Annotated in this window: 10 protein-coding genes; 5 read left to right on the forward strand and 5 right to left on the reverse strand. The window is 71.8% G+C overall.

The window, feature by feature from the left end; translation table 11 throughout:
- Positions 1 to 251 precede the first annotated feature (251 nt).
- The 4 genes from SM793_RS03055 to SM793_RS03070 all read left to right on the forward strand — a co-directional run bounded on the left by SM793_RS03055 (position 252) and on the right by SM793_RS03070 (position 2,442).
- Entirely contained in the window at positions 252 to 1,130 is an 879-nt protein-coding gene (locus SM793_RS03055; RefSeq protein WP_320436408.1) for a helix-turn-helix transcriptional regulator, read from the forward strand.
- The gene (locus SM793_RS03060; RefSeq protein WP_320436409.1) at positions 1,123 to 1,314 is read left to right on the forward strand and encodes a DUF397 domain-containing protein; all 192 of its coding nucleotides are present in this window, start codon (positions 1,123 to 1,125) and stop codon (positions 1,312 to 1,314) included. The genes SM793_RS03055 and SM793_RS03060 overlap by 8 nt, the downstream gene beginning before the upstream one ends.
- Positions 1,315 to 1,567: 253 nt before the next feature.
- Positions 1,568 to 2,002, forward strand: coding sequence for a DUF397 domain-containing protein (locus SM793_RS03065; protein ID WP_320436410.1), 435 nt, complete (start codon positions 1,568 to 1,570; stop codon positions 2,000 to 2,002).
- A 248-nt stretch (positions 2,003 to 2,250) separates the two neighbouring features.
- Positions 2,251 to 2,442, forward strand: coding sequence for a DUF397 domain-containing protein (locus tag SM793_RS03070; protein WP_320436411.1), 192 nt, complete (start codon positions 2,251 to 2,253; stop codon positions 2,440 to 2,442).
- Positions 2,443 to 2,616: 174 nt separating this feature from the next.
- Here SM793_RS03070 and SM793_RS03075 read toward each other — a convergent pair whose 3' ends face one another.
- From SM793_RS03075 to SM793_RS03085, 3 genes are read right to left on the reverse strand one after another with little or no spacing between them, the layout of a single operon-like run.
- Positions 2,617 to 3,015, reverse strand: coding sequence for a hypothetical protein (locus tag SM793_RS03075; RefSeq protein WP_320436412.1), 399 nt, complete (start codon positions 3,013 to 3,015; stop codon positions 2,617 to 2,619).
- Positions 3,016 to 3,033: 18 nt separating this feature from the next.
- On the reverse strand, positions 3,034 to 3,708 hold the full coding sequence (locus tag SM793_RS03080) for a CatB-related O-acetyltransferase (protein WP_413815863.1): 675 nt from the start codon (positions 3,706 to 3,708) through the stop codon (positions 3,034 to 3,036).
- Positions 3,701 to 5,986 carry an FdhF/YdeP family oxidoreductase gene (locus SM793_RS03085; RefSeq protein ID WP_320436414.1) on the reverse strand — a complete coding sequence of 762 codons (2,286 nt, stop codon included), beginning with the start codon at positions 5,984 to 5,986 and terminating at the stop codon, positions 3,701 to 3,703. Before SM793_RS03085 ends, SM793_RS03080 begins: the two co-directional genes overlap by 8 nt.
- A 221-nt stretch (positions 5,987 to 6,207) precedes the next feature.
- On the opposite strand from SM793_RS03085, the gene SM793_RS03090 reads away from it, so the two are divergent.
- On the forward strand, positions 6,208 to 8,118 hold the full coding sequence (locus tag SM793_RS03090) for a serine/threonine-protein kinase (RefSeq protein WP_320436415.1): 1,911 nt from the start codon (positions 6,208 to 6,210) through the stop codon (positions 8,116 to 8,118).
- Between the two features lie 33 nt (positions 8,119 to 8,151).
- On the opposite strand, the gene SM793_RS03095 is transcribed toward SM793_RS03090, so the two are convergent.
- Together SM793_RS03095 and SM793_RS03100 are read right to left on the reverse strand one after the other, a co-directional pair.
- The gene (locus SM793_RS03095; protein WP_320436416.1) at positions 8,152 to 10,107 is read right to left on the reverse strand and encodes an FAD/NAD(P)-binding protein; all 1,956 of its coding nucleotides are present in this window, start codon (positions 10,105 to 10,107) and stop codon (positions 8,152 to 8,154) included.
- On the reverse strand, positions 10,104 to 11,159 hold the full coding sequence (locus tag SM793_RS03100) for an amino acid ABC transporter permease (protein WP_320436417.1): 1,056 nt from the start codon (positions 11,157 to 11,159) through the stop codon (positions 10,104 to 10,106). Before SM793_RS03100 ends, SM793_RS03095 begins: the two co-directional genes overlap by 4 nt.
- Between the last annotated feature and the right edge of the window lie 617 nt (positions 11,160 to 11,776).

Below are 11,776 nucleotides of genomic sequence, written 5' to 3' on the forward strand. Positions count from 1 at the left end.
AGGAAACGTCGACGGATGCGCCACCGTGAACGAGGCCGGGTCCGGACCCGGCTGCTCTGCGGTGCAAAAGGGCAGCAGGCGCCTACTGCCCTGGTAAACAGGCATTACTGACGATCCGTCGGATCGCTGTGAGATAGACCATAGCCCACGGCACCTCTATTTATAGGGCGAGGTGAAAAAGTTCCCCCTACCGTGTGGTCGACCCGCAGTTGGACCGGCCCGCCGGGTGCGCGGCACACTGATCCAGCCCCATGAGAGAGGACGTCATGGCCCTTCGCCCAAATCCGACCCTCCGTCAACGGCGCCTCGGAAGCGAGCTGCGCCGCATGCGGGAGCAAGCGGGGATCGGTGGCAGCGAGCTCGCCAGGAAGCTCGGCATCAGCCCGGCCCAGGTGACGCAGATGGAGATGGCGAAGATCGGCGTCAGTCCCGAGCGGCTGCGGATGGTTGCCTCGGCGTGCCGGTGCGCCAATGGGCCGCTGATCGACGCTCTCGCAGAGATGGCTTCGGAGCGAGGGAAGGGCTGGTGGGAGGACTACCGCGGCGCCCTGACGATCGACTTCCTGGAGATTGCCGAGCTTGAAGCCCACGCCAAGAGGCTGACCTTCTGCACCACCGCGTACATTCCGGGCCTGCTTCAGACCAGTGCTTACGCGTCTGCGGTGTTTGCTCGGCTGTTTCCGCCGCTCTCGGCGGGGGAGGTTGAAGCAAGGACCGCCTTTCGCGTTCGTCGGCAGGAGATCGTTCGGTCAGGCTCCACGCCGTTGCGAACCTTCATCCACGAAGCCGCGTTGCGGATGCAGTTCGGTGGCTCGACGGTGCTTGTTGACCAACTCGATGCTCTTCTCAACGACTCCGAGCACCCTGGAATCTCCGTGCGAGTGGTGCCGTTCGCCCTCGATACCTTCCCGGGCTCGGGCGAGAACCTGACCTTCGCCGAAGGGCCGGTTCCCGAACTCGACGCCATTGAGATGGACGTGTCCCAAGGGGCCCTCTTCTTCGACTCGCAAGCCGACCTGGCCATGCATCGAGTCATCTTCTCGCGTCTTGACTCGACGGCTCTCGGTGAAGCTGATTCGCGTGATTTCATCCGATCCGTCATGAAGGAAGTGAAGAGCGGAAATGTCTAGCTCTGAGTGGCAGAAGTCCAGCTACAGTGCCTCGAACAACGAGTGTGTCGAGGTCCGTGCTCGGGGTGAGGTGGTGGAACTCCGGGAGTCCGATAATCCTGGAACGAGCCTCGCTGCGGATCCTGCGGCCTTCGCCAGCCTGCTCAAATCGATCAAGGCCAGCGAACTCGACCGTCACGCGTGATCTCGCTGGCCCCTCGCTCGGGCCGAGCGAGGGGCCAGCCACTCACAAGCCGTTGGTTCTCCAAGTCGCGGCAGAGTGGAGTCGGGAGTCGGGTTTGCCGACTTACCCCTCCCGGCGCCCTTGCCCGGTGGTCCCTTGGCGCGGCCAAGGGACCACCGCGAGACCAGACGTCCTGCCGTTGATCCGTGGGCCCAGGAAGTCGGTGGTTCCGACTTCCTGGGCCAGGCCGCGCGAAGGGATCTGAACAACGACCATGGCTAACGACACATGGCAGAAGTCCAGTTACTCCGCAGCGAACGACAACTGTGTTGAGGTGCGAGCTGTGGGTGGGCTGGTCGAACTCCGGGAGTCCGATGACAGCGGACTCATACTCCGCAAACCCCTGACACCTCCACCAGCCTTCTCCACGCCGGGTGCCATGGGTGGACGGCCATCGGGGAGGCCGGCGCTGGGGGCTGTGACCAGGGGCATTGACACCTCGGATGAAAGGGAAGGCGTGAGCAACTCCGTCTGGCAAAAGTCCAGTTTCAGTGCGGCGAACAACGAGTGCGTCGAGGTCCGTGCTCGCGGCGAGGTGGTGGAACTCCGGGAATCCGATGATCCCGGCGTCCTCGTCCGCACGTCTCCCGCCGCTTTCGTAGACCTCCTCGATGCCATCAAGGCAGGCGGTCTCGACCACCACGCGTGATCTGGCTGGCCCCTCGCTCGGCCCGAGCGAGGGGCCAGCCACTCACAAGCCGCTGTTGCTCCCGATAGGGGCACAAGGCTGGAGTGGGAAGTCGGACTCGCCGACTTTCCAGTTCGGGTCTGAGTTTCCCTGCTGTCCCTTCCCTGGTACGAGTGAGAGGCAGTAGAAGAACCGACCGGAATTGTACGCCTTCAACAGGCATTCGCCGCTGGCCTGATCGGGGCCGGCGCAGGAAGTCGAGGGTAGGCATGTTGGAGCAGGCTTGGCAGAAGTCCAGTTACAGCGGTGCGCACGATGAGTGTGTCGAGGTTCGCGCAGTCGCCGAAGGGGCGGAGTTCCGTGAGTCCGATGACCCCGGCGTCATAGTCCGCGCGACCCACGCCACTCTCCTGAACCTCCTCGACGTCATCAAGGTCGGCGCACTCGACCGGTTCGCATGAGTCTTCCTGGGTGGCCCCTCGCTCGGCGCGAGCGAGGGGCAGCCCTCCAGTCGCTGTTCCATCCAGCTGAGGCAAGGGCGGAGTGGGAAGTCGGACTTGCCGACTTCCCACTCCAGGAATCCAGGGGGCGAACTTCCCTGGATGCGGCTCAGAACGCCCGGGGTGGGTGCGAACTCAGCAGTACGTCTCGATGAAGAGCAGGACGCGGCCGTCCTCCGCAGCGAACTCGTACGCCTCGTGGATCGGTATACAGGCAGCGTCGAACCGGGCCCGCGCTTCTACCCAGGCCGCCGGGCGTTCGGCCTCTGCAAGGAAACGGGGGAGCCACCGTTCGGCCTGGTCGTCGTAGTAGGTGCCCATCGTCATCACGTCCGCATCAACTGCGAGCCGCTTGGCCCGGCGAGGATCGATCGGACCGCGGGTGAGCTGCCAGTAGCAGCCCGTGGCGTCGGTGAAGCCGCGGGCTGCCACGGGCGGGCGGAGGTCAGAGCCACGGGACTCCTCCGCCGCCGCTGACGGCATGGCCGCCACCGCCTCGGCGAAGGTCGTGGCGCGCTTCTGCTTCTTCGACACCCACGCAGAATGCCAGAACTACTCCGGGGCCACGGCCTCCAGCTCCTCGACCGTTCCGGACATGATCGTCCGCACGTGGGCGGTGATGTGGTCTGCGGGCCAGTCCCACCAGGCGACAGCGACGAGGCGGGCGATCTCCGCCTCCTCGTACCGGTGGCGGATCACGCGGGCCGGGTTGCCGCCGACGATGGCGTAGTCCGGGACATCCGCCGTAACTACCGAGCCCGTGGCGACGATGGCGCCGTGGCCGATGCGGACGCCCGGCATCACCGTCACACCGTTGCCGAACCAGACGTCGTTCCCGACCACCGTGTCGCCACGGTTCGGGAGATCGGTGAGCAGGTCGAAATGAGCAGCCCAGGAGCCGCCCATGATCGGGAACGGGAAGGTCGACGGGCCGTCGACCCGGTGGTTCGCGCCGTTCATGATGAAGCGCACGCCGGTGCCCAGGGCGCAGTACCTGCCGATGACCAGCCGCTCCGGACCGTAGTGGTACAGCACGTTGCGGGTCTCGAACGCGGTCGGGTCGTCCGGGTCGTCGTAGTAGGTGAACTCCCCGACCTCGATCAGCGGGGAGGTCACCAGCGGCCGGAGCAGCACCACGCGGGGCTGCTCCGGCATCGGGTGGAGCACCGTGGGGTCAGGGCCGGCGGGGTCAGGGCCGGCGGGGTCAGGGCCAGCGGGGTCAGGCATCGGCGCCGCTGTCCGGCTCGAAGCGGATGACGACGGCCTTCGACGTCGGGGTGTTGCTGATGTCGGCGGTGGAGTCCAGCGGCACCAGGACGTTGGTCTCGGGGTAGTACGCGGCGGCGCCGCCCCTCGCCACCGGGTAGTGGACGACGCGGAAGTGCGAGGCGCGGCGCTCCACGCCGTCCTTCCACTCGCTCACCAGGTCCACGTACTGGCCGTCCGACAACGACAGCTCGTCCGCGTCCGCCGGGTTGACCAGGACCACCCGCCGGCCGCCCGTGATGCCGCGGTAGCGGTCGTCGAGGCCGTAGATGGTGGTGTTGTACTGGTCGTGGGAGCGCAGCGTCTGCAGCAGCAGGCGGCCCTCCGGCACCTCGGGGGCGGTGAGCGGGTTGACCGTGAAGTTGGCCTTGCCGGTCGCCGTCGGGAACGTGCGGGTGTCGCGCGGGCCGTGCGGGAGGGTGAAGCCGCCCGGGCGGCGGACCTTGTCGTTGAAGTCCTGGAAGCCGGGGACGACCCGGGCGATCCGGTCGCGCAGGGTGTCGTAGTCGACCTCGAAGTCCTCCCACGGCACGGTGTCCTGCGGGCCGAGGGCGGCGCGGGCGAGGCGGCAGACGATGGCGACCTCGGAGAGCAGGCCCGGGGCGGGCGGGCGCAGGCCGCCGCGCGAGGAGTGGACCTGGCCCATGGAGTCCTCGACGCTGACGAACTGGGCGCCGCGCGCGGTGACGTCCCGGTCGGTGCGGCCGAGGGTGGGCAGGATCAGCGCGCGGGCGCCGGTGATCACGTGCGAGCGGTTGAGCTTGGTGGACACGTGCACGGTCAACCGGCAGCGGCGCATCGCCGCCTCGGTGACCTCGGTGTCCGGGGTGGCGGCGACGAAGTTGCCGCCCATCGCGAAGAAGACGCCGATCCGGCCGTCCCGCATGGCCCGGATGGTGTCGACGGAGTCGAAGCCGTGCTCGCGCGGCGGTTCGAAGGAGAACTCGCGGCCGAGGGCGTCCAGGAACGCGGGGGCGGGCCGTTCGAAGATGCCCATCGTCCGGTCGCCCTGGACGTTGCTGTGGCCGCGCACCGGGCAGACGCCGGCGCCCGGGCGGCCCACGTTGCCGCGCAGCAGCAGGAAGTTGACCACCTCGCGGATGGTCGGTACGGAGTGCTTGTGCTGGGTGAGGCCCATCGCCCAGCAGACGATGACCTTCTCGGAGGCGAGGACCATCCGGCCGAGTTCCTCGATCTGCTCCCACGGCAGCCCGGTGGCGGCGAGCACCTCCTCGCGGGAGGTGGTCCGGGCCTCGGCGGCGAACTCCTCGAAGCCGTGGCCGTGCTCGGCGACGAAGGCGTGGTCGACGGCGTCCTTCTCCAGGATCAGCTGGTTCAGGGCACGGAACAGGGCGAGGTCGCCGCCGAGCCGGATCTGCAGGAAGAGGTCGGTCAGCTTGGTGCCGTGGCCGACCAGGCCGCGGGCCTGCTGCGGGTTCTTGAACCGCTCCAGCCCGGCTTCGGGCAGCGGGTTGACGCTGACGATGGTGGCGCCGGCGCGCTTGGCCCGCTCCAGGGCGGAGAGCATCCGGGGGTGGTTGGTGCCCGGGTTCTGGCCCGCGACGATGATCAGGTCGGCCTGGTAGAGGTCCTTGAGGCTGACGCTGCCCTTGCCGACGCCGAGGGTCTCGGTGAGCGCCGAACCGGAGGACTCGTGGCACATGTTGGAGCAGTCCGGCAGGTTGTTGGTGCCGAGCCGGCGGGCGAACAGCTGGTAGGCGAACGCGGCCTCGTTGCTGGTCCGGCCCGAGGTGTAGAACGCGGCGCCGTCCGGGGTGTCCAGCGCCCGCAGCTCCTCGGCGATCAGCGCGAAGGCGTCGTCCCAGGAGATCGGGGTGTAGTGGGTGGCGCCCTCGTCGAGGAACATCGGCGCGGTGAGCCGGCCCTGCTGGCCGAGCCAGTAGCCGGAGCGCTCGGCGAGTTCGGCGACCGGGTGCGCGGCGAAGAACTCGGCGCGGATCCGGCGCTCGGTGGCCTCCTCGGCGACGGCCTTGGCGCCGTTCTCGCAGAACTCGGCGGTGTGCGTCTTCTCCGGCTCGGGCCAGGCGCAGCCGGGGCAGTCGAAGCCGTCGGGCTGGTTGACCTTGAGCAGGGTGCTGAGGGTGCGGCGGGCACCCATCTGCTCGGCGGCCATCCGCAGGCTGTGGCCGACCGCGGGCAGGCCGGCGGCCGCGTGCTGGGGCGCGGACACCCGGGGGGCGTCCTGCGCCGGATCGCTCTGCGGGGCCTGCTTGGCCATGACTGCGCTCCTCGCTGTGCGTACGGCCTGCGCGTCGTCGCGGGGCCCGTTGCCATCCTCCCACCAGGGCACTCGCGGGCGGCAGGGGAGAGGCGGTCGAAGGCGGGAACCGGGCGGGGAAGGAGAAAGAGCGGGCGGAGGGACGGCCGGAGCCGGCGGTCGCGTGGATAGAGTGCGGATGCGGCACGAGTGCGGGGGTGGGGCGGGTGATGATCGGCGACGTGCTCGACGATCGGTACGAGCTGGTCGAGCGGCTGGGCCAGGGCGGCTTCGGCGTGGTGTGGCGGGCCTTCGACACCCGGATGCGGCGCCCGGTGGCGGTCAAGGTCATCAACCACCACGGCGAGGACCAGCAGAAGGCCGCGCTGCGGTTCGTCCGCGAGGCGTGCGCGGCCGGCAACCTCTCGCATCCGCACATCGTCACCGTGCACGACCTCGGCGAGGGTGAGCTGGGCGGCCGCAGGGTGACGTACCTGGTGATGGAGCTGATCACCGGCCGCACCCTGACCTCGGTGCTCCGGGACGGCCCGCCCGGTCCGGAGCGGAGCGTGCGCTGGGGGCGGCAGATCTGCTCGGCGCTGGCCGCCGCCCACGACGCGGGCATGGTGCACCGCGACATCAAGCCCGAGAACATCATGGTCACCGAGGCCGGCACGGTGAAGGTGCTGGACTTCGGCATCGCGCAACTCGACATCGGGGCGGGCGGGTTGACCACCACCGGCACGGTCGTCGGCAGTCCCGCGTACATGGCGCCGGAACGCTGGACCGGCGGCCGGGTGGACGGCCGGGCGGACCTCTACGCCTTCGGCTGCGTCCTGGTGGAACTCTGCACCGGGGCCAGGCCGTTCAGTGGCGACTCGACACCGGTGCTGATGTACCAGCACCTGAACGCGCCGCCGCCGGCGCTGGACCCGGCGGAGTTCGGGCTGCCGGCGGAACTGGCCGGGCTGGTCACGGAACTGCTGGCGAAGGACCCCGAGCACCGCCCGGCGGACGCGCGGACGGTGGAGCGTCGGCTCGCGGAGCTGGAGGGGGCGGCGGGGCCGGAGGGGACGGCGGCGCCGGGGCGGCCGGCCGTCGGGATACCCGCGGAGGCGCCTGCGGAGGCGCCTGCGGAGGTGCCTGCGGAGCAGCCCGCTGAACAGCCGGGGTTCGGGCCGGTGGTGGTGCTCGTCCCGCCGGTGCCGGTGTTTCCGCCGCCCGTGGTGTTCGGGCCGGTGCCGGTGCTCCCGCCGCCCGTGGTGTTCGCGCCGATGGTGCTGCCCCCGCACACCACACCCCCGCACACCCCACCCCCGGGCGCCGCGACCCCGCCGCAGCTCCAGTCGCAGCAGCCGCACGGGACCGTCCGCTCCGCCCTGGCCGAGCGCCGGAGCGCCGCGCACCGGGCGGCGACGCCCGAGGAGGCCGCCGCCCTGCTCCACGCGGTCGCCCAGGAGGCGCTGGCCGCGCTGGGCCCCGCGGACCGCGAGACCCTCGCCGCCTGGCGTGACTTCGCCTGGTTCCTGAGCCGGACCGGCGACCTGGACGGCGCGATCCGACTGCTGTCCACCGTCGCCGAGGACCTGCGGCTCGCCCTCGGCCCGTCCGACCCGGACACCCTCACCGCCCGCTACCACCTGCTCCGCTGCATCGGCGAGAGCGGCGAGACGGTCAGCGCGATGCGCCGGCTGGCCGAGCTGCTGCCGGAGCTGCACGCCACCTGGGGTCCCCACGACCCGCGGGTGTTCCAGGCACGGCACGACCTGGCGGTGTACACGGCCGAGCGGGGCGACCCGGAGAGCGCGGTGCTCCAGCTGCGCACCCTGCTGCCCGAGCTCGTCGGCGTCCTCGGCGAGCAGCACCCCGTCACCGTGCGCGCCTGGCAGGACCTGGCCGCCCAGCAGCAGCGGCTGGCGGCGGCCCCGGTCGGGCGGCCGAGGCCCGGCCGGCGGCCGCGGATGCACCCGGCCGAGGCGCTGGTACTGATCCGCCGCGTGCTGGCCTGGGAGTTCGCCTCGGAGCGGGAGGCCGACGCCTGTCTGACCGCACTGGAACGGGGCACCGGGATCAAGCAGATCGGCGAGTGGATCCTCGCCGCCCCGGACCACGTCACGGCCGAGGACCTGGTGGAGGAGATCTACGGGCCGTGACCGGGCCGTGACGCGGGCCGCGCACCGGAGCGTTCAGACCGCCACCACCACCTCGGCCTCCGCTGCCTCCGCCACCGGCACCGCCCCCACCCCGGCCAGCGCGCCCAGCAGCGCCCGCGCCGCCGCGTCGTTCTGCCGGAAGCCGGGCGAGTCGGTGCGCGGCCGGGCGAACGCCGCCGCCGCCCGCACACTGGTGTGCGGACCGAGCGCGGTGCGCCGCGGATGCGGCTCCCCGCCGAGGGCCGGGTCGAGGACGCGGCCGTCCCGGGGCCGGATGGTGAGCAGCCCCGAGCGGTGGGTGTGCTCCGGGTCGCTGACCACCTCCTCGACGATCCGCCCGTCCCGGTGCAGTTCGCGCAGCAGCGGGTCCCGGGTGCGGGCCAGCACGTGCTTGGGCAGGTACGCCTCGACCAGCGCGGTGGCGGCGACGGTGCGGCCGGGCACGGTGGCGCCGGAGGCCAGCCAGCTGCCGGTGCGCTCGTCCCGCTCGACCCGGACGCCCGCACCGAGGAAGCGGACCACGCCGGCCTCGGAGAGCGCGAGCAGCTGCCGCAGCCGGAAGCCGGGCGGGCCGGACGCCAGGTAGCTGAAGTAGCCGAAGAACCACTCGTCGACCTCCTCGCCCACCGACCGGGCGGTGAGCCGTCCGGAGGCGAGGACCCGGGGCAGCTGACCGAAGAGCGAGAGCAGCGCGAGGAAGGCGCCGAGGTCGGCGCTGTGGGCGGGGTCGGCGCGCCGGTCGGCGTCCTCGGCGATGTAGCGGCGCAGGTAGCCCTGGAGTTCCTCGGCGGAGCCGAGTTCCAGGCCGGCGAGCGGGTGGTCGAGGCGTTCGAGGTCGAGCCGGTCGGCCGGGTCGGGGACGGCGCGTTCGACCAGTGCGTCCAGTTCCGGGGACGCCCAGGGGTGCGTGTCGAGCCCGGTGAGGAACTCCGCCCAGGGCAGGGCGGTGCGCCCCGGGTGGGCGTGGAACAGCTCGTGGTAGTGGCCGAAGGCGATCTCCTTGGCCATCAACGGCCAGACGTCGCGCCGTAGTTCGAGGGGTCCGGGCCGGTCCAGCAGGGCGTCGACGGCGGTGGCGTCGAAGTACCGGGGCAGTGGCGGCGGCGGGCCGACCAGGCGGTAGCCGGTCTTGGAGTGGTACGGGACGCCGCGCCGCGAGCCGACGTGGACGACCGGTTCGCGGCCCGAGGGCCGGTAGACCAGGCCGCCGTCGGCCGCCTCCTCGAAGCGACCGCCGCGGCCCTCGGTGAGCAGCGAGACCAGGTCGACGAAGGCGAGCCCGAAGCCGCGCAGCACGGTGTGCTCGCCGGGGGCGATCTGCTCCAGCTCGGCGGCGACGTCGGCGGAGTGGGCGGGCGGCAGGTGGAAGCGGCCGTGCCGGGCGGCGAAGGCGGCGTCGGCGGCGTAGCGGGGGTCGGGGGTGGAGTCGAGGTGGCCGAGGGTGAGGAGGACGTGGTCGGCGGTGAGGACCCGGTCGGAGAGGTGGACCAGCTGGCGGCCGTCCGCCGGGCCCTCGATCCGCCGCGCGGTGTCCCGGTGGACGGTGACCGTGACGTGCGGCGGCAGGTCGGCGACGGCGCGCCGGAACACCCAGTCCAGGTAGGCGCTCTGGGCCCGCCGGGTGGGGAAGTCGGTGGGCGCGAGGGCGCGCAGCTCGGCCCGCAGCCCGGGGTCGGCGATCTCCCGGTAGGGGGCGAACTCCTCGGGGCGCGCGGCCCATTCGGCCAGTGAGGGGCCGGGGCGGACCGGCCCGTCGAGGGTCGAGCGCTCGTCGGTGAACATGGTGACGTCCTCCGCCATCGAGTTCATCCGCAGCAGCGGGGACTGCTCGTGGCGCCAGATCCGGCCGCCGCCGGGCGGGTGCGGGTCGACCAGGTGGATGTGCAACGGCCGGTCGGCGGGCAGCAGTTCGGGGGCGTTGGCGGCGATCCGCTCCAGCACGCCGGTGCCGCGCGGCCCGGCGCCGACGACGACCAGGACGGCGCTCATCGGGCGGCCTTCCCCGGGACGGTCTCCCCGGCGGCGGCCTCCCCCGGGGCGGGCACCGAGGTGGCGGCGCGCAGCCGGCGGTAGGCGGCGCGGGCCCGGTGCAGCGGGGTGGGCGGCAGGCCCTCGCGGGTGGCGCCCTTCGCGAAGTGGCGTTCGACGTAGTACTGCCCGACCGAGAGCACGGTGGTGATCACCACGTACCAGAGGGTGGCGACCATCAGCATCGGGATGACCTGGTAGGACTGCAGATAGACCAGTTGGACGGAGTAGAGCAGGTCGGAGACGGCCAGCACGCTGATGATGCTGGTCCCCTTGAGGGCGCCGATCAGCATGTTCCCGGCGGTCGGCACGATCGAGCGCATCGCCTGCGGGACGACGATCCGGCGCAGCACCCGCCACCGGCCGAGGCCGAGCGCGGCGGCGGCCTCCAACTGGCCCCGGTCGACGGAGAGGATGCCGCCGCGCACCACCTCGGCGGCGTACGCGGCCTCCAGCAGGGTCAGTCCGACCACGGCGGTGAAGGTCGGGCCGAACAGGTTGACCGTCCGGACGGTGACGAACTCCGGGCCGAACGGGATGCCCAGGCCGAGGGTCGGGTACAGCGCGCCGATGTTGAAGAACAGCAGCAACTGCACCAGGGCCGGGGTGGAGCGGAAGATCCAGATGTAGATCCAGCTGAGCGTGCGCAGCACCGGGTTGGCGGACAGCCGCATGGTGGCGAGGACGGTGCCGAGCACGAAGCCCAGACCGAGGGTGACGGCGGTCAGCCAGAGGGTCAGGGTGAGGCCGTTCATCACCGAGGCGGCGGTGAACCACTCGGCGACCACGCCCCACTGGAACGCCCGGTTGTGGACGAGGGAGTTGACCGCCATGGCGAACAGCAGCAGGGCGACGGCGGCGGAGACCCACTGGCCGGTGCGGCGGCGCGGGACGATCCGGGCGGTGGCGGCCCAGACGTCGGGGGCGGGGACGGGGGTGGCGGCATCTTTGCGGCTCGGCACCGGGGCGGGCGGGGAGGACGGGACGGGCAGGACGTCCGGCGGGGTGGCCATGCGGAGGCTCCAGGCGGGAGGGCGGAGATGCGGGATGCGCACGGGCGCACGGGGCGGGGGTACGGCGTGGTCACGTACGGCCGTTGCGGCCGGCCCGCGTCCCTCAACGCGTCCGGCGGGACACTGCACTCCGCTTCGGATCGTACGCGTGCTCGATCGGCGGGTGTCAAGGGTCGTCGGCGACGGGGCGCCCGGGGCGCGGGAGGTGTCGCGTGGCGACAGGAGATCGCAACAGAGCGGTAATGGAGGACGGTTGACGGGTGCGGGGTTCGCTGCTCAACTTGAGGCCATGTACGCCGAGCAGCCCCTGGTCACCCGCGACCACATCGACTTCGGTCGGGTGTGGTCCGCGGCGTGTCGCGGCTGACCCGGCAGCGGGCCGCCCGTCCGGCCCCGTCCTCCCCCGGAGCGACCTCCCTCGGTGCCCCGTCCCGGGCCGGGACAGCCGTCACCTCCTGACGGCTCGTCGACCGCGCGCTGCCGCCCACCGCTCTTCCTCCCCGCCCCGCTGCGCTCCGGCAGTCCTCCGCACCGCCCCGGGCCGTCACGTGCCCGCCGCCGCCCCCTCCCGCCGCCGCCTGCCGCCTCCTGCTCCGTACGGCTACGGTCCTCCGCTC

The organism is Kitasatospora purpeofusca (genome assembly GCF_034043715.1).
GTDB classification, from domain to species: Bacteria; Actinomycetota; Actinomycetes; order Streptomycetales; family Streptomycetaceae; genus Kitasatospora; species Kitasatospora purpeofusca_A.